At 58.8% G+C, this 19,964-nt stretch carries 14 protein-coding genes, 2 tRNA genes, 1 pseudogene and 1 CRISPR repeat array; of the genes and pseudogenes, 12 read left to right on the top strand and 5 right to left on the bottom strand.

What is annotated here, in order from left to right; genetic code table 11:
- Position 1: 1 nt before the first annotated feature.
- The gene (locus AXA67_12730; GenBank protein KXJ39906.1) at positions 2-1,759 is read left to right on the top strand and encodes a hypothetical protein; all 1,758 of its coding nucleotides are present in this window, start codon (positions 2-4) and stop codon (positions 1,757-1,759) included.
- On the top strand, positions 1,734-3,386 hold the full coding sequence (locus tag AXA67_12725; protein KXJ39905.1) for a hypothetical protein: 1,653 nt from the start codon (positions 1,734-1,736) through the stop codon (positions 3,384-3,386). Before AXA67_12730 ends, AXA67_12725 begins: the two co-directional genes overlap by 26 nt.
- 15 nt (positions 3,387-3,401) lie before the next feature.
- Here the strand turns inward: AXA67_12725 and AXA67_12720 are convergent, their stop codons facing one another.
- A complete protein-coding gene (locus AXA67_12720) occupies positions 3,402-4,133 on the bottom strand; it encodes a hypothetical protein (GenBank protein ID KXJ39904.1) in 732 nt (243 codons plus the stop codon).
- Positions 4,134-4,244: 111 nt separating this feature from the next.
- Here AXA67_12720 and AXA67_12715 point away from each other — a divergent pair, with 111 nt between their 5' ends.
- The 9 genes from AXA67_12715 to AXA67_12675 all read left to right on the top strand — a co-directional run bounded on the left by AXA67_12715 (position 4,245) and on the right by AXA67_12675 (position 16,267).
- A complete protein-coding gene (locus AXA67_12715; protein ID KXJ39903.1) occupies positions 4,245-6,995 on the top strand; it encodes a hypothetical protein in 2,751 nt (916 codons plus the stop codon).
- Between the two features lie 430 nt (positions 6,996-7,425).
- Positions 7,426-9,021 carry a hypothetical protein gene (locus AXA67_12710; GenBank protein ID KXJ39902.1) on the top strand — a complete coding sequence of 532 codons (1,596 nt, stop codon included), beginning with the start codon at positions 7,426-7,428 and terminating at the stop codon, positions 9,019-9,021.
- Complete coding sequence (locus AXA67_12705) at positions 9,018-9,536, top strand: hypothetical protein (protein ID KXJ39901.1); 519 nt, start codon at positions 9,018-9,020, stop codon at positions 9,534-9,536. The genes AXA67_12710 and AXA67_12705 overlap by 4 nt, the downstream gene beginning before the upstream one ends.
- A 13-nt stretch (positions 9,537-9,549) precedes the next feature.
- Entirely contained in the window at positions 9,550-10,626 is a 1,077-nt protein-coding gene (locus tag AXA67_12700; GenBank protein KXJ39900.1) for a type I-E CRISPR-associated protein Cas7/Cse4/CasC, read from the top strand.
- The gene (locus tag AXA67_12695) at positions 10,619-11,341 is read left to right on the top strand and encodes a hypothetical protein (GenBank protein KXJ39899.1); all 723 of its coding nucleotides are present in this window, start codon (positions 10,619-10,621) and stop codon (positions 11,339-11,341) included. Before AXA67_12700 ends, AXA67_12695 begins: the two co-directional genes overlap by 8 nt.
- 12 nt (positions 11,342-11,353) lie before the next feature.
- The gene (locus AXA67_12690) at positions 11,354-12,013 is read left to right on the top strand and encodes a hypothetical protein (GenBank protein KXJ39898.1); all 660 of its coding nucleotides are present in this window, start codon (positions 11,354-11,356) and stop codon (positions 12,011-12,013) included.
- Complete coding sequence (locus AXA67_12685; GenBank protein KXJ39897.1) at positions 12,013-12,924, top strand: type I-E CRISPR-associated endonuclease Cas1; 912 nt, start codon at positions 12,013-12,015, stop codon at positions 12,922-12,924. The genes AXA67_12690 and AXA67_12685 overlap by 1 nt, the downstream gene beginning before the upstream one ends.
- Positions 12,905-13,210: a type I-E CRISPR-associated endoribonuclease Cas2 gene (locus tag AXA67_12680; protein ID KXJ39896.1), complete on the top strand. Its 306-nt coding sequence runs from the start codon at positions 12,905-12,907 to the stop codon at positions 13,208-13,210. Before AXA67_12685 ends, AXA67_12680 begins: the two co-directional genes overlap by 20 nt.
- Before the next feature lie 135 nt (positions 13,211-13,345).
- A CRISPR array of direct repeats spans positions 13,346-15,883; the repeat unit is 29 nt; unit sequence GCGTTCCCCGCATGTGCGGGGATGAACCG.
- Positions 15,884-15,952: 69 nt separating this feature from the next.
- On the top strand, positions 15,953-16,267 hold the full coding sequence (locus tag AXA67_12675; GenBank protein KXJ39895.1) for a hypothetical protein: 315 nt from the start codon (positions 15,953-15,955) through the stop codon (positions 16,265-16,267).
- 18 nt (positions 16,268-16,285) lie between these two features.
- Here AXA67_12675 and AXA67_12670 read toward each other — a convergent pair.
- Positions 16,286-16,534: pseudogene (locus AXA67_12670) on the bottom strand (hypothetical protein).
- A 197-nt stretch (positions 16,535-16,731) separates the two neighbouring features.
- Between AXA67_12670 and AXA67_12665 the strand changes: the two are divergent.
- Complete coding sequence (locus AXA67_12665; protein KXJ39894.1) at positions 16,732-18,837, top strand: glycosyl hydrolase family 57; 2,106 nt, start codon at positions 16,732-16,734, stop codon at positions 18,835-18,837.
- Between the two features lie 50 nt (positions 18,838-18,887).
- Here the strand turns inward: AXA67_12665 and AXA67_12660 are convergent.
- From AXA67_12660 to AXA67_12650, 3 genes are all read right to left on the bottom strand, one after another.
- A tRNA-Glu gene (locus tag AXA67_12660) sits at positions 18,888-18,964 on the bottom strand.
- 11 nt (positions 18,965-18,975) lie between these two features.
- A tRNA-Ala gene (locus tag AXA67_12655) sits at positions 18,976-19,051 on the bottom strand.
- 252 nt (positions 19,052-19,303) lie between these two features.
- Complete coding sequence (locus AXA67_12650; GenBank protein KXJ39893.1) at positions 19,304-19,888, bottom strand: hypothetical protein; 585 nt, start codon at positions 19,886-19,888, stop codon at positions 19,304-19,306.
- Positions 19,889-19,964: the final 76 nt, after the last annotated feature.

The raw sequence follows: 19,964 nt of genomic DNA, 5'->3' as shown, positions 1-19,964 counted from the left end.
TATGACCCTACAGGATCTTCTTTCCCGTTTGCACGACCGCAGCCGCGAGATCATCGACCATCTCCCCAAAGATTCCCCCCTGGCCTCCCTCCTGCACAGCAACTTACCGTCCCTGACGCTGGCCAAGGCTGCCCTGGAAAAAACCAATTTGAACAAGAACCGTCCTGATCATCCCCTGCAACTGGTGGTATTGGGTCCAACCCAATCGGGCAAAAGCACGGTGGTCAACCTGCTGATGGGAACAGAAGCAGCCGGCGTCAGCCCCCTGGCGGGTTACACCATTCATCCACAGGCCTTTCTCTACGGAGTCGAGCGCGCCCAGGCGGATTGGCTGAAGGACTTTTTTCCCGGCCAGGAACAGTTACCGGTGACTGAACTTCCCAAAGACCATTATGATTGCATCGGCGTGGAATTTGTCCAGCGCCCCGCGACCTCCACCCTGGAGCCTGTCATGATCTGGGACACCCCCGATTTTGACTCGATTACCGCCAGTCAATACCGCGACAACGTCATCCGCACCGCCGCGTTGGCCGATATCCTGTTGATTGTGGTCAGCAAGGATAAATACGCCGACGAATCGGTATGGGAAATGCTGGAGTTACTGGAACCTCTGGCACAACCAACCCTGGTTTGCCTCAATAAAGTCCGCCCTGCCCACCGGGAAACCCTGCTTAAATCCTGGCGGGAAAAGTGGCAACGCTATCGCAGCGATCCCCCGCGCCCGGTGGTTACCCTGGAATACATGCAAGCGCTGGACTTGCTGAAAGAAAAGGGGCATCAACTACTGGCGCAACATCTGCCAGCAGTGATGAAACAAGTCAACCGTCAAGCGCTGGAAGACCCTATCAAACAACTGGCCCGCAAACATTGGCCCGCGTGGACCGAACCGGTGCGGGCCGAAATCCGGGCCCAGAAAGCATGGCGCCAATTGGTGGACAAAACCCTGGTGCAAGCGGTGGAAATTTACCGCCACGATTACCTGGACCACCCCTACGCTTACGAGACTTTCCAGCGCGCCCTGGCGGAACTGTTGATCTTGCTGGAAGTGCCGGGGCTGGCCAAGCCCATGATGTATTTCCGCAAGGCCATTACCTGGCCGATCCGGGCCCTGTTCAAACGCAAACCGAAACGGACCGGTGAAAACATTCAGGAATTGGTTATCCTGCAAAATGCCGTGGAGCATGCTTTATTACAGTTGCAACAAGCCGCCCAGGAAAACAGCCAGTCCCAGGCGATGCTTTCGGAGTGGTGGCAAGCCTTGGCCACCCATTTGCGGCAACGTCACGACCAATGGAAAAAACAGTTTCAAACCGCGGTGGAAGCTTATTACCAGGATTTCCAACCCCAGGTGGAAGAAGCCGCTCAGGAACTTTATCACAAACTGGAAGAAATGCCCGCCACCCTCAACAGCCTGCGCGCCACCCGAGTAACCGCGGACGCCGCCGCCCTAGCGGTGGTTTTTCATACCGGCGGCATCGGTCCCCAGGACTTCGTCCTCGCCCCGGCGGTGCTGTCCATCACTTCCCTGCTCACCGAAAGCGCCCTGGGCAAGTACCTGGACCGGGTCGCCGACAAATTAAAAAAGACGCAATTGCAATCGGTCCGTGAATTGCTTGAGAAGCAACTTCAACAACCCCTGGAAGCCCTGCCCCGACACATGCACGCCGACACCAGCTTTGGCATAAATTCCGAAACCTTGGAAGCAGCAGAAAAAGAATTACAGGAAAAACGCTATGGCCTCAAATCCCTCTTCCAGTAACCTGTTGCAGCAGGCCCGGCAATGGGCCAGCCAAGCCGCGGAAGCCGGCTGGTTAACACAAAACCAATTGCAGCGCCTTAAGCAGCTGGAAACCGCCTCTCCAGAAGATTTATTCGCTTCCAGCGCCCGGCCTTTGGTGGTGGCCTTTTTTGGCGGCACCGGCGTGGGCAAAAGCACTCTCCTCAACCGCCTGGCGGGAGAACCCATAGCCAAAACCGGCGTGGAACGCCCCACTTCCCGCGAAGTGACCCTGTTCGCCCACGAGTCGGTAAAAATCGAGCGCCTGCCTTCCGACATGCCCCTGGAAAAAGTCAATACCGCCCATCACCGCAACCATAACCGCAAGGACATTCTGTGGATCGACATGCCGGATATCGACAGCGTCGAGCACGCCAACCGGGAACTGGCCCTGGCCTGGCTGCCCCACATCGATATTCTGATCTATGTCGTCAGCCCGGAACGCTACCGCGACGACAGAGGCTGGGAAATCCTGCTGGAAAACGCCCGCGACCACGCCTGGCTGTTTGTCATGAACCATTGGGATCAAGGGGTAGAAGAACAAATTGACGACTTCGCCGCCCAATTAAAACAAGCAGGGTTCCAAAATCCGATCATCTTGCGCTGCGACAGCCGTGAAGATATTACCGCCCGCAAACCAGACGATTTCGGCAAGCTGGAAGAAATCCTCACGGCGCTGGCCAACTCCCATACCATTTCCCAATTGCAAGCCCGGGGAGAACAGGCCCACCGCCAGGCCCTGAAACAAATACTGCAAGAAACCCAATCAGCGCTGGGAGAATCCGAAGCGTTCCAAACCCTGATTCAGCGCTGGCGCCAACACTGGCGTCAAACCCTGGAAGAACTGGCTCCCGGCCTCCAATGGCCCTTGCAAGCGCTGGCCAAGGAAGTCACCGCCAAAGGCCAAAAACGGCTAAAACGCCAGAAACCTAGCGACCCGGAAGACAATGACGAATCCCAATTAACCCAATCGTTAATGATGGATGTTTGGGTGCAAAAACGCCTGGAAGACGCCCTCGACCAGGCCGCCCTGGAAGCCGAGTCACTAGGCCTCCCCGCCGAACCGGTCCGCAAAGCCCTCAAGGATTACAAACCCAAGCTGGCCGACACCCTGGTGGACAAAGCGCAAAAATCCCTGCGCCTGGCCCTGGCCAACCCTGGCAACCGGTTGCAACGGTTCGCACTGAAACTAACCGGTATTCTGCGAATCCTCCTGCCCCTGGCCGCCAGCGGCTGGGCCGGTTATCAAGTGGTCATGCGTTATTACCAAGGCTACCTGGGTGAAGGCGAATACCTGGGGCTGGACTTTGCCATCCACAGCGGCCTATTGATCCTTCTCGCCTGGCTCATCCCCCACCTCCTCCACCGCCTGCTCCAACCTTCCTTGGAAAAAACCGCGTTGCGGGGCCTTAAAAACGGCCTGGATGCCGGATTTGAGCAGGTTGAGGAGGAAGTCACGGGGGTACTGGAAAACCTTCAGCAACGCCGCCAGCAAATCCTCAACCAGGCACAAGCCTTGATAGAACAAATCGACAAGGCCGACAACCAAACGCCGCCAACAGAAACACTAAACAATACCTATTTGAAACGAATGGTGGCGGCAAAGTAAGGCCATTTCCGGCGTTTAAATATCGGCGCCAATACCTTCCAGAACAGGCAACACCAAATCAGCATCTCTGGCATCGGCCAAAACCCGCTCAAGCCTCTCGACGGCCCGGCGGCCTCTGGCAGGACGGTTTGGGTAATCCTCGATACCCGCCGCCATGGCCTCAATCATCAATTGCCGGGGCAATGGCCGGCCGAAACGCAATTCCAACACCTGCAGCACCTCACCGGCCACTTGACATGCCAACTCATTGTGATGCCGCCAAATTTCCCCAGCGCTGACTGGCATCTTCAGGGCAGCAATATTGAGGGTGAGTATATACAGACTCTTTCGCGCCAGCTCGAAAATCAGCTCTTCCCCACTCACGAGAAGACGGGTCGTTACCCCTATTCGGTTCAGCGTTTCGATAACCAGATCGGCCTTTGGCCCAAATACCGGTGTAAAAAGAATATCCGTCAAGGGTTTGCCAGGCTTTTTCTCGAACCACACCACTGCCACAGTCACGTTTTTCAATCCGTGACATTGCCAGTCCCTCGGTGTTAACTCGTTTTGCACCAGGACAATATGATCGCGCCAAGCCATCGGCAATTGCTCCAACACCCGTTGGAGATCATTTTCCGCCACGGCTATCAACACCAACACCGGTTCAGGCACAGCCACTTCCGCCATTGCCATACCCCGCAGCACCGGCACAACCGGGTAACCACCGCGAAGAAATCCACAGGCAAACTCACCACCCAATTCCCCCATACCAATAATGACAACAGGATGCTTCATCTCATCAACACAAGATCAAAAAATCGAAAAATAAAAACTTCCAAATACACAATGCACTATGGGAAAATCGGTAGGATTCAATAGTTGACAAGCTATTTTGAACTATTTTTCAGATTCCAATACCATCCAAATACTGAAACCTTGCCACTAAATTTTTTTCAATACTGGGGCAAAGCCGGTAATGACAACGATTTACACCGGTTACCTTATCATTGTTTAGACGTAGCTGCTTGTGGTGTGTCACTGCTGCGCCATTTCCACCGTTGGCGTCAACGAGTGGAAATTTTAACCAGGCTGAAAAGCGATGATCTGGAAACCTGTATTTTAATTTTCTTTGCTCTTCACGATCTGGGCAAGTTCGCCACCGGCTTCCAGAACCTGCGTCCCGATCTGCTCGAAAAGTTACAGGGACGCAAGAGCGACAGGGGCTATCCCACCCGCCACGACACCCTGGGTTACGTCCTGTGGAAACACAGGCTCATGCCGCAGATATCCACCCGGCACCTGCGGCGGCGGAGCAGCAACAGTGATGCCGATGCCTGGATGCGGGTGGTCACCGGCCACCACGGCCAGCCCCCAGGTGAAGACATCTCTAGCTGCCTGAGTGATTCGTTCGAGGAATGCGATGTCGAGGCCGCCCGGTCCTTCCTCCAGGCCGTCATCGATCTGGCAGGCAGCAATACGCTGCCTCAGATCGACATCCCCGCCGAAGCCACCTGGTGGCTGGCGGGGCTGACCGTGCTGGCCGACTGGCTCGGCTCCAACCGCGAGTTCTTTCCCTACTGCGAGGACATCCTGCCGCTCGGTGACTACTGGAACCACGCCCTCGAACGGGCCGGAAAGGCCATCGAGGCCGCCGGCCTGAATCCGGACCCGCCGGCAAAGCGTTTCACCCTGGCCGACTGTTTCGCCGATCCGCCACAAAACCTGCTACCCACCCCGCTGCAGCAGTGGGCGGAAACCGTCCCCCTGGGCAGAGGCCCGCAATTGTTCATCCTCGAGGATGTCACCGGCGCCGGCAAGACCGAGGCGGCCCTGCTGTTGGCCCAGCGGCTGCTGCGGAAGAACGGCGGTGGGGGACTGTACCTGGGTCTGCCCACCATGGCCACCGCCAACGGTATGTATCAGCGTCTCGGTGGCGGCAAGCCACCGGTCTATGCCCGACTGTTCGTCCCCGATGCACAGCCTTCCCTGGTGCTGGCCCACAGCCGGGCCGAACTGGTGCGTGACCGCCTCCTCCCTCCACCGCCCCCGGAAAACGACTACGGCGACGGCACCGAAGCGGCCGCAACCCGCTGCAGCGCCTGGCTGGCCGACAACCGCAAGAAGGCCCTGCTGGCGGAAGTGGGGGTCGGCACCATCGACCAGGCCCTTTTGGCTATCCTCGCCTCCCGCCATCAGTCCCTGCGTCTGCTCGGCCTGCTGGACAAGGTGCTGATCGTGGACGAGGTCCATGCCTGCGACGCCTACATGAACCGGCTGCTCGAACATCTGCTCCGCGCCCACGCCGGGGCCGGTGGCAGCGCCATCCTGCTGTCGGCCACCCTGCCCCACAGACAGAAAAGCGCCCTGATCCGGGCTTTCGCCGAAGGGATGGGACGGGAGATCGACGACATCGAACCGACCGAGGACTATCCGCTCGCCACCGTCTTCGGCGGCGATGAGCTTCACCGGCAGCCGCTGGCCACCCGCCCGGAAGTGGCCCGCCGTGTCAAAGTGGATTTCATCAAGGGGGAGGACGAAGCCGAGACGCTCCTGGCCGAAACGGTCGCCCAGGGCCGCTGCGCCTGCTGGATCTGCAACACGGTGGATGACGCCCGCCGGCGCTTCGAAACCCTGCGGCAAAACCACCCGGACTGGCACCTGGATCTGTTCCACGCCCGCTTCATCCTCCACGACCGAATGGAAATCGAACAGCGGGTCCTGGCCGCGTTCGGCAAGCATTCCGGCCCCGAACAGCGCCGCGGGCGGATTCTCATCGCCACCCAGGTGGTGGAACAGTCCCTGGATCTGGATTTCGATGTGATGATCTCGGATCTGGCCCCCATCGACCTGCTGATCCAGCGCGCCGGCCGCCTGCAGCGTCATCCCCGCGACCGGGAAGGCTGTTTCACCCCCGATGCTCCGGACCGGCGCGGCATCCCGAAACTGACCGTGCTGGCCCCGCCCTGGAACGACGATCCGGCCGCCGACTGGCTGCGCCGGGCCCTGCCGGGGACCGCGGCCGTGTACGAGGCCGAGGACGCCCATTTGTGGCTGGCAATGAAGTTGCTGCGGGAGAAGGGCGGCTTCACCATGCCCGACGACGCCCGCCAGTTGATCGAGGGGGTTTATGGCACCGATCCGTTTGACGACTTCCCCGAGCGTCTGCAGGAAAAAGCTCTGGAAGCCGATGGTCTTTACCGCGGCAAGACCAGCATCGCCGAGGACAAGGCGTTGCCTCTGGAACAGGGTTACCAGCTGGACGGTCCCTGGCTCGACGAGGACACCGCCCCCACCCGCCTGGGCGAGCCGACTACCACCGTGTGGCTGGCGCGGCTGGAACAAGGCCGCCTGCTGCCGCTGCACACCGACAACACCACCCCGGAAGCCTGGCTGGAGAGCAGCCTGACCCTGCGGCAGACCCTAGCGGAGCGCGAGGTCATTCCATCAGGAATCTCACAGGAAAACTGGCTGAAACTGAAGGAAGGTCTGCCAGGAAAGGGAAAATGGGGTGTGGTTGTCGTCATGCATCAAGAAGAAGCGCATGACTGGATTGGATCGGTTCAGACCGAACAGGCACGAACCAAAGCGCTTGTCTATTCTCAAACCCAGGGACTTTTCTTTCCGGAGTAGCCTTACGCGTAGCTAGACTAGGTTCGTATCTAGTCCGCCATATTGATCCAGTCAGACATATCCTGCCAGCCCTTGAACTGCTTGTGCAGAGGGAGTTGTACAACAAAGTCAATCCCTGCCGAAGCAGGGAACGTATTGGGCCTAAACCCTTCATCCGCATCAAAAGACGGATCATCCCTTAAGACTTAAGGGAACAGACTACGCTCCATTGTAACACATAAAATATTGCGTAAGTCTTTTGATGCTGATAATATCAACGCAAATTCAAGATTCCTCCGGAGGTCCAGACCATGCTGATAGAAACGATTGTCCAAAAGATATCGGACGGGATATCAAGTAACCTATTGTATTTATTGATAATTTCCATCATCCGTCGCCTCCGTGCCATTCAGATAGGAAGCGTGCTTCGGATAGAGTTTTGGAGGAAATGATGAACCTGCTCGACACCCCCTGGCTCCCCGTCCGTCTCCAAGACGGCACCCGTACCCTGATCCGACCGGCCGAGATTGCCGCGAAGGACAATCCCCCGGTCGCCCTCGACAGTCCCCGGGCCGATTTCAACGGTGCCCTGGCCCAGTTCCTCATCGGCCTGCTGCAGACCTGCCTCGCGCCAAAGAACGACGACGAATGGGAGGAGCGGCTGGAGCGTCCACCCACGAAGGAACAGCTGGATGCCGCCTTCTCCCGTTATCACACAGCTTTCGAGGTGGACGGCACCGGGCCGCGTTTCATGCAGGACTATGACAAACTCGAATCTCTGAATGGTAAACGCAAGCCAGCCACGAACGAGATCGCTTCGCTGCTGATCGAGGCCCCTGGCGACAACACCCTGCGCAACAACGCCGACCACTTCATCAAGCGCGGCCATGTGGAGGCGCTATGCCCCGTCTGTGCGGTCACCGCCCTGTTCACCCTGCAGATCAACGCCCCGTCGGGCGGGGCCGGACACCGGACTTCCCTGCGCGGCGGCGGACCACTCACCACCCTGGTAGCCGTGGACCTGGAGGGCAGCGGTCTGCCGGACACCCTGTGGCACAACCTGTGGCTCAACGTATTGCCCGAGACCGTCCGGCTGACCGGCAACCGCAAACTGACCGGTCACGAATATATCTTCCCCTGGCTCGCCCCCACCCGCACTAGCGAGAAGAGTCAGACCGTCACGCCCGAGGACGCCCACCCTTATCAGATGTACTGGGCCATGCCCCGGCGCATTCGCCTCGACTTCGACCACACCCGTGACGGCGTCTGCGACCTGTGCCAGCGGAAAGACCGCCTGCTGACGCACTACGTCACCCTCAACTATGGCATCAACTACGCTGGTGCCTGGCGTCACCCCCTCACGCCCTACCAGGAACGGGACAACGCCGAACCCCTACCCCTCCATCCCCAACCAGGCGGCATCACCTACCGTCACTGGCTGGGACTGATCTACGAGGAACCGGAAGGCAAACAGCGCGTCACCCCCGCCATCGTGGTGCGGGAGATCCAGAGCGAGATCCGCAGCGGCCGTCTGATCGTCTGGGCCTTCGGTTACGACATGGACAACATGAAACCGCGCAGCTGGTACGAGGCCGTCCTGCCTTTGTACCAGGTGCCCGACGACATCCGCGAAACCTTGGCGAGACGGGTCGGCCAGCTGATCGAAGCGGCGGAAGTCTGCGCCAACCTGGTGAGAAAACAGGTCAAGGAAGCGTGGTTCAAGCGCCCCGGCGATGTCCGCGGCGACACCGGATTCCTCACCGACGCCTTCTATCAGCACACCGAGGCCGATTTCTATGCCCTGCTGCCCGCTTTGCTTACCGCCCTGGAACACGGAGACGACGGCCGCCCGCTGCTGGGCCAGTGGCACCGGACTTTGACTGCCGCCGCCCTCGCGCTGTTCGACGAGCATACCGCCAGCGAAGAACTGGCCTTTTCCGATCCTGCACGGGTGGCCCTGGCCCGGGACAAGTTGGTGAAACAACTCTATGGCGCCAAATTGAAAAAACTCCTGCTCATCAATCAACCCAAGGAGAAAGCCGCATGAACTTGCAAACCTTCGCCCCGCACGTGTCTGCCGGGCAATCGCTGCGGGACTGGTGGCTGGGCCTCGCCCAGGACCGCGGCGCCCGTGCCGAACTGCGCCGGGCCAAATCCGCCGGGGATGCCGTCCTGTTTCCGGTCAGCATCGATTTGATCACCCGCCTCAAAGCCACACCGGTCAGGGACCATGGGGGCTGGATCGAGCGTATCCCGCTCATCGCCGGTCTGGCCGCCCATCTGGACCCACACGCGGAACAGGCCGTATTGCACGACACCACCACTTTGCCCGAACGCATGGCCCGCAGCAAAGGCGACCGGCCAGTGGTGTCACAGTTGCGCTTCCGCCGCCTGCTGCGCACGCCGCGCGCTGAACTCTACCGCCCCATGATCCGCATCCTCGCCCTGCTCGACCACCAGGCCAACCTGTACGAACTGGCCGAGTCGATGTTCTGGTGGGGGCCGAACATTCAGAAACAATGGGCCTTCGCCTACTTCCCCAAACTGCCGAAAACCGCCTGAAGGAGACCGAACCATGGCACGCTTCATCCAACTGCATCTTCTGACCGCCTATCCCCCCGCCAACCTCAACCGCGACGACCTGGGCCGCCCCAAGACCGCCCTGATGGGCGGGGCCGAACGGCTGCGGGTTTCTTCCCAGAGCCTCAAGCGCGCCTGGCGGACTTCGGAGGTGTTCCAGGAGAAACTGAAAGGTCATCTCGGCATCCGCACCAAGCGCATGGGAGAGGAGATCTTCAACCGTCTGACCGCCGGCGGCGTCGCGGAGAAACAGGCCCGCGAGTGGGCGCGGCAGATCGCCCAGGTGTTCGGCAAACTGAAGAAACCCAAGGACGACGGCAGCGCCGAGGCCCTGCACATCGAACAATTGGCCCATTTCAGCCCCGAGGAGCAGGCAGCCATCGACGCGCTGGTCCGGCGCCTGATCGAAACCGGCCAGGGCCCGGAAGAAGACGATCTCAATCTGCTTCGCCAGCGCCACAGCGCCGCCGACATCGCCCTGTTCGGCCGCATGCTCGCCGACGTGCCCCGCTTCAACACCGAAGCCGCCTGTCAGGTGGCTCACGCCATCACCGTCCACAAAGTCGCGGTGGAGGACGATTTTTACACCGCCGTGGACGACCTCAACCGCGGCGAGGAGGACGTGGGCGCCGGCCACATGGGGGAAACCGAATTCGGCGCCGGGCTGTTCTATCTCTATCTCTGTCTCGACCGCCGTCTGCTGGTGGACAACCTCGGCGGTGACCGGGAGCTGGCCGAACGCACCATTGAGGCACTGGTGCAGAGTGCCGCCATCGTCGCCCCCACCGGCAAGCAGAACAGCTTCGCCTCCCGCGCCCGGGCCAGCTACGTCCTGTGCGAGAAGGGCGACAGCCAGCCCCGCAGCCTGGCGGTAGCCTACCTCAAGCCGGCAGAAGCCGGCCGGGACGGCCTGCTGGCCAATGCCATCGAGGCCCTGGAGAACGAGCGCCAGTGTCTCGATCAGGCCTACGGCGATGGCGACCCGAACGCCGCGGTCATGAACACCCTGACCCGCCAGGGCAGCCTTGCCGAGGTTATCGCTTATGCCAAAGGGGGGCTGGACGATGGCTGAGCTGCTGCTGTTCCAGCTCTATGGCCCGCTGGCCAGCTGGGGGGAGCCGGCAGTGGGGGAATACCGCCCTACCGCCACCCATCCGGGCAAGTCCCAGATCACCGGCCTGCTGGGCGCAGCGCTCGGCCTGACCCGCGAGCAGGAGAAGGAACTGGCGGCCCTAGCCGGAGGCTACGGCCTGGCGGTGCGGATCGACGCCGAAGGGGAGCTTTTGCGCGACTATCACACCACTCAGGTGCCCCCGGCCCGAAGGGGTCGCCGTTTCCACACCCGGCGCGAAGAACTTTCGGTGGACGATCTCTACACCATCCTGTCCCAGCGCGATTACCAGGTCGAGGCCGCCTGGACCTGCGCCCTGTGGCGCCGGGAGTACGCGCCCCATTCCCTGGAAGAGTTGGAAAAGGCGCTACGACAGCCCCGATTCGTGCTTTACTTGGGACGCAAATCCTGCCCGCCGGCGCTCCCCCTGAACCCCCGGGTCGTCACTACTACCACACTACGTGATGGCTTTGACCGTTTCCCCCCTGACGAGCGGCTGAGCCCCCTGAAGCGACCGGAGAAACACCGCTACTTCTGGGAAGAACCGCTTCCGGCCGGCCTGGAGTACGGCTTCACCGAGCAAGAAAAACTCTGGGTGGTGCCCCGCCGCGACCTGCCCGGCAGCCGGCGGCGCTGGCAGTTCGCCACCCGCGACGAACATCACGCCATGGCCTGACAGGAGACGATCATGTACCTGACCCGGCTCACCCTCCTCGCACACCCCGACACAGGCGCCATCGTCCGGCAGCTGGGGGATGCGTACCGCGAGCATCAGATGCTCTGGCAGCTTTTCGACCCCGACCCCGATGCCGGACGCGACTTTCTCTACCGCCGCGACGTTCACCGGGGCCGGCCGCGCTATTTCCTGCTTTCCTGGCGTCCACCGGTCAATCCTCTGGGACTGTGGCGTATCGACCCGCCCAAGCCCCTCGCCCCCCGCCTGCGGCCGGGACAGCGCCTGGCCTTCAGCCTGCGGGCCAATCCGGTCGTCCGCCGGGGGCAGGAACGCCACGACGTGGTCATGGAGTGCAAACGGCGAATGAACTGGAAAGCCCTTCCGGCCAGCGAGCGCCCCCCGCTGATGACCCTGGCCCACGACGCCGGCCTGGAGTGGCTGCAGCGCCAGGGGGAACGGCACGGTTTCCGCTTCGATCCCAAGGCCGTGCGGGTGGACGGCTACCGGCAACATCACTGCCGCCAGGGCAGCCGCACCATTCACTTCAGCACCCTGGACTTCACCGGCCTACTCACGGTCACCGAACCGGATACCTTCGTCCAGGCACTGTACAACGGCATCGGCCCGGCCAAGGCCTTCGGCTGCGGCCTGATGCTGGTCAGGAGAGTGTGATGCTGCCGCCGCTCAAACCCATCCCCATGAAGGAACGGGTGTCGATGATCTTCATCGAGAAGGGCCAGATCGATGTCATCGACGGCGCCTTCGTGGTGGTGGACCAGAACGGGGTACGGACCCAAATTCCGGTTGGTTCCATCGCCTGCATCATGCTGGAGCCGGGCACCCGGGTGTCCCACCGGGCCGCCGCCTTGGCCGCGCGGGTCGGCACCCTGCTGGTGTGGGTCGGTGAGGCCGGCGTCCGCCTCTATGCCTCGGGCCAGCCGGGTGGCGCCCGGGCCGACCACCTGCTGTATCAAGCCAAACTGGCATTGGATGAAAAGGCCCGCCTCAAGGTGGTGCGGAAGATGTACGAGCTGCGTTTCGGCGAAAAACCGCCAGAAAGACGCAGCGTCGAGCAGTTACGCGGCATCGAGGGGGTGCGGGTGCGCAAGATGTATCAGCTGCTGGCCCGGCAGTACGGCGTCAAATGGAAACGACGGGACTACGATCCGGAAGTCTGGGACGCCAGCGACCTGCCCAACCGTTGCGTCTCCTCGGCCACCGCCTGCCTGTACGGCATCACCGAAGCGGCGGTGCTGGCGGCGGGTTACGCCCCGGCGGTCGGTTTCATCCACACGGGCAAGCCGCTCTCCTTCGTCTACGATATCGCCGACATCTTCAAATTCGACACCGTGGTGCCCCTGGCTTTCCGCATCGCGGCCAAGAAACCCCGGCAGGCCGAACGTCAGGTTCGTCAAGCCTGCCGTGACCTGTTCCGGCAGAAGAAGATTCTGAAACAGATCATCCCCACCATCGAACAGCTTCTCGCCGCCGGCGGCCTGGCGCCTCCAAAGCCTCCCAAGGAAACCGTCCCCCCGGCCATTCCCAACCCGGAGAATATCGGCGATGCTGGTCATCGTGGTTGAAAACGCCCCACCACGACTGCGTGGGCGCCTCGCCGTCTGGCTGGTGGAAGTCCGTGCCGGTGTCTATGTGGGCAAACTATCGCGGAGGGTGCGGGAAATGCTGTGGGAACAAGTCAAGGCGGGGATCGAAGACGGCAATGCTGTGATCATCTGGAGCACCAACACGGAGTCGGGCTTCGACTTCGACACCGTGGGCAAGAACCGCCGAATTCCCATTGAACTTGACGGTCTCAAGTTGGTATCTTTCCTGCCGGAACCACAGGAGGAACACAAGGACGGCTGGTAGATGGGCTCTTTAACAAAAAGGCAGAAGCAAATCCATTGAAATTTCAACAGGTTATAAAAATACCCATACGGGCATTCCGCTGGTACAATTTACTTGCTTCCAAAATCTCTTGAATATCAAGGGATTGATGGAAGTGCGTTCCCCGCATGTGCGGGGATGAACCGCATACGCAGTCCCAGGCGCCGGCGCTATTGATGCGTTCCCCGCATGTGCGGGGATGAACCGGCGGCGATGTCATCATGCAGTCGCCTAATTTTGCGTTCCCCGCATGTGCGGGGATGAACCGATGGCAAACCGTCCTCGGCATTTTGCCGTGACGCGTTCCCCGCATGTGCGGGGATGAACCGTTGTTAGCAAAGACTCGGATATACCGCGTGCGCGCGTTCCCCGCATGTGCGGGGATGAACCGATTCTGTCGCCAAGGCAAACGAAGCGTATGCGGCGTTCCCCGCATGTGCGGGGATGAACCGACAGTTAAAGCCATGATTTCAGACCTTAACAAGCGTTCCCCGCATGTGCGGGGATGAACCGATGGCTGAGGCGTTGGGGGTAACCCGGAAAGAGCGTTCCCCGCATGTGCGGGGATGAACCGTATTGCTGGATCGCCACGCCAGGGTTAGGAGAGCGTTCCCCGCATGTGCGGGGATGAACCGGATGGAGCGACATTTAACAATGTTGCCGAGGCCGCGTTCCCCGCATGTGCGGGGATGAACCGGCAAACCTGGGAACTGCCTGGTAGCGATGCAAGCGTTCCCCGCATGTGCGGGGATGAACCGAATGCTGGCGTCAGCGCTCCCCAAGGGTGCGGGCGTTCCCCGCATGTGCGGGGATGAACCGTCAAGGGGTTGTGGCAGCACAAATGGGATGAGGCGTTCCCCGCATGTGCGGGGATGAACCGATCATAAACAACCTAACTGCCAGCGACTTGTTGCGTTCCCCGCATGTGCGGGGATGAACCGCCAAAACGCCACCGGCGCTGGTTTGAGACCGAGCGTTCCCCGCATGTGCGGGGATGAACCGTTGCTGGTCTGTCAATCGACCAATATAACGAGGCGTTCCCCGCATGTGCGGGGATGAACCGTGGGATTCGGCATCGGCAATTAGACGTGTTAGGCGTTCCCCGCATGTGCGGGGATGAACCGGCTATGCGTCAACATACGATTATGACTTGGTTGCGTTCCCCGCATGTGCGGGGATGAACCGATGAGCCTAATGCAGAAGATGGCGCAGATCAAGCGTTCCCCGCATGTGCGGGGATGAACCGATATGTTTTTCGCTATAACAAGAGAAACGGTTGCGTTCCCCGCATGTGCGGGGATGAACCGCAGACAATCCTAGACATTATGGAGATGAAAGAGCGTTCCCCGCATGTGCGGGGATGAACCGGCAGTTCCAAGCATCCAAAAATGGTCACTGGCGCGTTCCCCGCATGTGCGGGGATGAACCGTTTGTATGTCGGCACCGCGCTATCTGCACTATCGCGTTCCCCGCATGTGCGGGGATGAACCAGAATGGGCGTCTCTCAAAATAAGCACAAAGACGCGTTCCCCGCATGTGCGGGGATGAACCGCCAGGCTACAATTAAGCGTCGCAGAAAAGGGCGCGTTCCCCGCATGTGCGGGGATGAACCGACAGAGGCGCTAATTAGCGACATTAGGTTAATGCGTTCCCCGCATGTGCGGGGATGAACCGCAATCCGGCACGGCACGGAAGCCGTGTTGGTGGCGTTCCCCGCATGTGCGGGGATGAACCGTCCATCGCCCAACGGTTAATTGTCGAAGTCGCGCGTTCCCCGCATGTGCGGGGATGAACCGATCAGCTTCGGTCGCGGCGATCTCATCGCCGTCGCGTTCCCCGCATGTGCGGGGATGAACCGAGTTTTTACCGTATCGGACTGTTAGAGTATTAGCGTTCCCCGCATGTGCGGGGATGAACCGTCGGCGTTCTCCGGGCTGGTATGGTCATTGTTGCGTTCCCCGCATGTGCGGGGATGAACCGTATGGCTGGCAAGAAAGTCGTTGGCGTCATCAACGCGTTCCCCGCATGTGCGGGGATGAACCGAACAACAATGCTTTCTTTCTACTGCACCGGCGGCGTTCCCCGCATGTGCGGGGATGAACCGTCCGTCAGTTTCTTGATGAGTCTGATTTAGGTGCGTTCCCCGCATGTGCGGGGATGAACCGACGCGGGATGCAGATTGTATACGCCGGTCTCGGCGTTCCCCGCATGTGCGGGGATGAACCGTATAGCCATACGATACAGCAAAGTCAAATATCGCGTTCCCCGCATGTGCGGGGATGAACCGTCTGTGTCATTTACCATAGGGGTTAACATTTCGCGTTCCCCGCATGTGCGGGGATGAACCGCATATCTACTCGGCTGCTATTTTTTACCGCCGCGCGTTCCCCGCATGTGCGGGGATGAACCGTTTTGTTAGCAATGCTGATTCGTCATTTAAATGGCGTTCCCCGCATGTGCGGGGATGAACCGCTGCCCCTCCATCACTTCGTCATGTTGGTTCTGCGTTCCCCGCATGTGCGGGGATGAACCGGCAGTGTTTATACTGCGGCAAAATATTTGCGCGCGTTCCCCGCATGTGCGGGGATGAACCGAGTGCCCATTAGACACCCTCCCGACTGCAATTGCGTTCCCCGCATGTGCGGGGATGAACCGGCGGGCTTTTGATTACCCTATATCCTGATACCATAGACGATATTTATCAAAAATATGGCTGACCTATATATGGTTCGCAGCTACGATATCGAGGTCAACGACGCCCGCCCAATAAGCATTAATGCGTTGACAGACCGCGATAGATTACAGGAAGAATGGGAGCAATTGACTCCATCTGAACGTAAGGAGGTTTTTATCATTGATGAAATCCTATTAGATGAAGCGCTAAATTACGCCGATGAAAATATAGAACCGCAGGTAATGGAAGATCACCCCGATAAGCCGCTAGAGCATTGGTGGTGGCATTTGGGCGATATCGTCCATGGCGAGTATCAGGGACAATTACCGGATTATTTGGCGAGCATGATCGAAAATGGAAAATAACGGGTTTACAAGAAGCATCCATTCCTTGTCGCCACCCGTCAAGGCAAATAACGCCCTGGCCAACCGTATCAATAACAGCGCCAGCTCACCTTCCTTGGAATGGGGATCGAGAGCGCGGTTTTTTTTCAAGCGGCTGACCGCCGTGCGGTGAATGCCAATGACCGCGGCCAACTCGGCCTGTTTGAGTCCAAGCTGTTCGGAGGCGCGCAGGACTGCTTTGGCGAGTACAGTTTCAGGATGCGGAGAAGGATGGGCGTAGGCATTCATTGGCAACCCCTCAAAATGTTATATATGAACATAAACATATATGATTTATGCACACATGGATTATTGAGAAAATACTCAATGTGCAACCGCTCTTGTTGATGGGAGCCATGAAACCGGTTTAGTTATAGGCGAGGTTAGCCGTGCTTGACAGGTTGCTTCAGCTCCGCCATTTTATGAAGAAACACAGGAGTTAATGCATGAGCCTTTTTACCCGGTTTCTAAATATCGATATTCCACAACAACTGCAATGTAATGCTCAGGGGAAAAACCCTGCTTTTTCCATTTCTTTTCAGGCGGATGGCGAAATTCCATTTCCACAAGTCATTTTCCATGGGCAAGGAACCCAAAAAATTATCAAGGATGAAGCGATCCGCTGCATCAAAGGCGATAAAACTGGCTGTAGCTATGTTGCAGAAATTCCCGAAGGGTTGCTTGGCGGGGGCGATATAACCGTGCAGATCGAGGGTTGCCGCAAGGCGGATTTGAGCCAGGCCGGTGGCGGGGATTGGATCAAGGAATTTCGTCCATTGACTTTGATCGCCCCCAAACCGGCTACGCCCAAAATCGAATCCGTGGACGGCGTCAAAGTCTATTTTGGCATCCACAAGCACATGCACCAACCTTATTACCGGGCCGCCGATCCCAATTATTGGGATGGCGAGAAGGAAGAAATCTTCGGGTCCCGGGTAGGTAATTACACCGGCTTTGTTCCCATGGCGATTCGCCAATATATCGAGGGTAATTTACCCCACGGGGGCTTGTCCACCAGCTGGAGCGGATCGCTGATCGAGCAGTTGAACCGGGCGGAAGCGGAAGGTTTGTGCGGCGGCCGTTTTTCGGGATGGAAGAATGAACTGAGAGAAATGGTCAGCGCCAAGACCGAGCTTGGCAATCCGCGCCTGGCTTTCTCCGCTTTTGGCTATTTTCATCCCCTGATGCCTTTGATTCCGCCCCGCAATATTGTGCGGCAGATAGAATGGCACCGGCAGCTTATTCGCGACCAATTTGGCGTTGAAGCTTCCCGGGTGCTTTTCCCGCCGGAGACTGCTTTCCATGTCCGTATGATTCCAGCGTTGAAGCAGGCCGGCATTGAAGCTGTCATCTACGATTCCATCCACCGCTACCGGGCCTGCCGAGACTATCCTTACGCTGGCATCGAGGAAGGCATGTTGCCGCCCAACCCAGCGGAGCAGATCAATCCCCCCGTGGATGACTGGTTGCAACTGCATAATGTGTGGGCGGGATCGAAAATATCGCCAAGCCTGCTGCGGCCGGAATATGTCGCTTACGAAGATCCTACTGGAGAAGTCCACAAAATTATCGCCGTCCCCGCGGAGCGTTACATTGGCAATGAGGATGCCCGGGGCGGATTCGGCGCCCTACAGTACCCGGAAGTATTGGGGCAAGTCTATGAACAAATTGTCAAAACCGGCCATTTTGATCCTCAGCATCCACCTTTTTTCCTGCTTCACTCTGATGGCGACAATCACGGCGGTGGGGCGGATAGCTACTACGGTCACAACACGGGACAGATGGTCCGCTGGCTCCAGCAAGATCCCCGATTTGAATTGACCACCATTGAAGATTATCTGCAACAATTTCCGCCCGATCCTGCCCAGGCCATTCATATCGAACCCGGTTCATGGAGCGGCGCCGACAACGGCGACCCCCAGTTTATGAAGTGGTTCAGCCGCTATGACCAAGCCTATTCGCAGGATCTGAATTCCTGGGCGGTGCTGACCGCATTCCAGAATCTGGTGCACACGGTAGAAGATAACTTCCCTGACTATCCCGCCCTGCCCCAGGCCATCCGCCTGATGCTGACCGCCGAGACCAGTTGTTACTGGTACTGGACGGGTCAGGATGTGTGGGACGGCCAAGTCACCGAAGCCGCTAATCTGGGATGGCAACGCTTAGGTTCCGCCGCCAGGGACATAGCCGGCAACGACCGCACCGGCCCGACGATTTTTCCGCCCTGGGTCACCCCGGAAAATCCCGGCGGCCAACGTTGGGGCCAAGGCTGCTTGCAACCTGCCCCCAAGGAAGCCACCGTACACACTTTTATCCACGACATTTCCGGATTGAAACGGGTCACCCTGATCATGCGCACGGAAAACGGCGAAAAACGCCTTAAAATGACCAACCACGGCCCCTACCCCAGCCAAACCGGCGCTTCCGTCTCCGCCGATTATTACACCGCCCAACTACCGCCAGGCGGAGGAGACGTACGTTATTACATTGAGTCGGAAGACAACCACGGCAATATCACCGTGGGGGCGCTGGAAAGGATATTTTTAGGTTAAAATAGCCAAGGCCCAAAGAAAAAGGCCCGCATTAGCGGGCCTTTTGAACATGGCGTCCCCAACGGGATTCGAACCCGTGTCGCAGCCTTGAAAGGGCTGTGTCCTAGGCCGACTAGACGATGGGGACTAGGTTTCCCTTGGTGGAGCCAGCCGGGATCGAACCGGCGACCTCTACAATGCCATTGTAGCGCTCTCCCAGCTGAGCTATGGCCCCCAAAAGAGTTGCCCATTATAAAACCGAGAACCCAGCTTGTCTAGTAACTCTTCCAAAAATTTTGCCTATTTGTAGGGGAGCTTCCTCTTCTCGTATCAACCTTCGTCCACTTCATTTCTTCTCGATAGTCAGGAATACAATTCCATTCCCCTTGATGGCAACAAAAGCGGCTTGGCCCCTTCCCTACCCATTGATGCTAATGGCAACTCCAGCGTAAATGATGACCTAAAACATTGCTGCTGATCATCGTTTTCAACTCTCAAACAAATCTGTAAAGCGGTTCCAATCGATTTCCACCTGCGGTAACACATCCACCGCCTGCTGACCTTCCAGTTCGCGAACCTCGGGCGCGCCATAGTGTCCGTCCCGCAGGCGATACACTGCCACAATCCGGTCGACCGGATGCACGAGCCAATACTCGCGCACACCGGCCCGCTCGTAAACGGCGCGTTTGCGAATATGATCGTGACCAGCGGTGGCCGGTGACAGTACCTCGACAATCCAGTCCGGCGCGCCCCGGCAGCCGCGTTCATCGAGTTTGCCGGGATCGCAAACCACCGAAAGATCGGGCTGCATCACGGTATCCACCATCTCGTCGGCTTCGTCCGCCTTCGGCAAGCGCACATCGAAGGGAACAATAAATGCCTTGCAGGAATGATCAAGCAAAGCGTTGGCCACCTGGCGGGCCAGTTCCAATAATACCTCCTGATGAATCCGCGTAGGAGCCGGGGCCATGGCATAGGCCACGCCATCTATGAGCTCATAACGGGTATCATCGGTCCATTGGTAATATTCCCCGTAAGTATGATGGGCATCATCACGTCTGGGCAGGCTCATCTTTCAATTCCTCTGATATAAGAACATCCTATTATAAGACAAGCGCTGGAACGGAAATACAACCTTTCTCTGGTGT

This window comes from Methylothermaceae bacteria B42, from assembly GCA_001566965.1.
In the GTDB taxonomy this organism is placed as follows: domain Bacteria; phylum Pseudomonadota; class Gammaproteobacteria; order Methylococcales; family Methylothermaceae; genus Methylohalobius.
Note: the sequence above shows the minus strand (reverse complement) of the source record. Positions and strands in the feature narration are given on the sequence as shown.

Coding starts and splice junctions, on each gene's coding strand:
- AXA67_12665 (KXJ39894.1), top strand. CDS start 16,732: ATGAGCCTTTTTACCCGGTTTCTAAATATCGATATTCCACAACAACTG.
- AXA67_12650 (KXJ39893.1), bottom strand. CDS start 19,888: ATGAGCCTGCCCAGACGTGATGATGCCCATCATACTTACGGGGAATAT.
- AXA67_12725 (KXJ39905.1), top strand. CDS start 1,734: ATGGCCTCAAATCCCTCTTCCAGTAACCTGTTGCAGCAGGCCCGGCAA.
- AXA67_12705 (KXJ39901.1), top strand. CDS start 9,018: ATGAACTTGCAAACCTTCGCCCCGCACGTGTCTGCCGGGCAATCGCTG.
- AXA67_12675 (KXJ39895.1), top strand. CDS start 15,953: ATGGTTCGCAGCTACGATATCGAGGTCAACGACGCCCGCCCAATAAGC.
- AXA67_12690 (KXJ39898.1), top strand. CDS start 11,354: ATGTACCTGACCCGGCTCACCCTCCTCGCACACCCCGACACAGGCGCC.
- AXA67_12710 (KXJ39902.1), top strand. CDS start 7,426: ATGAACCTGCTCGACACCCCCTGGCTCCCCGTCCGTCTCCAAGACGGC.
- AXA67_12720 (KXJ39904.1), bottom strand. CDS start 4,133: ATGGGGGAATTGGGTGGTGAGTTTGCCTGTGGATTTCTTCGCGGTGGT.
- AXA67_12680 (KXJ39896.1), top strand. CDS start 12,905: ATGCTGGTCATCGTGGTTGAAAACGCCCCACCACGACTGCGTGGGCGC.
- AXA67_12695 (KXJ39899.1), top strand. CDS start 10,619: ATGGCTGAGCTGCTGCTGTTCCAGCTCTATGGCCCGCTGGCCAGCTGG.
- AXA67_12730 (KXJ39906.1), top strand. CDS start 2: ATGACCCTACAGGATCTTCTTTCCCGTTTGCACGACCGCAGCCGCGAG.
- AXA67_12685 (KXJ39897.1), top strand. CDS start 12,013: ATGCTGCCGCCGCTCAAACCCATCCCCATGAAGGAACGGGTGTCGATG.
- AXA67_12700 (KXJ39900.1), top strand. CDS start 9,550: ATGGCACGCTTCATCCAACTGCATCTTCTGACCGCCTATCCCCCCGCC.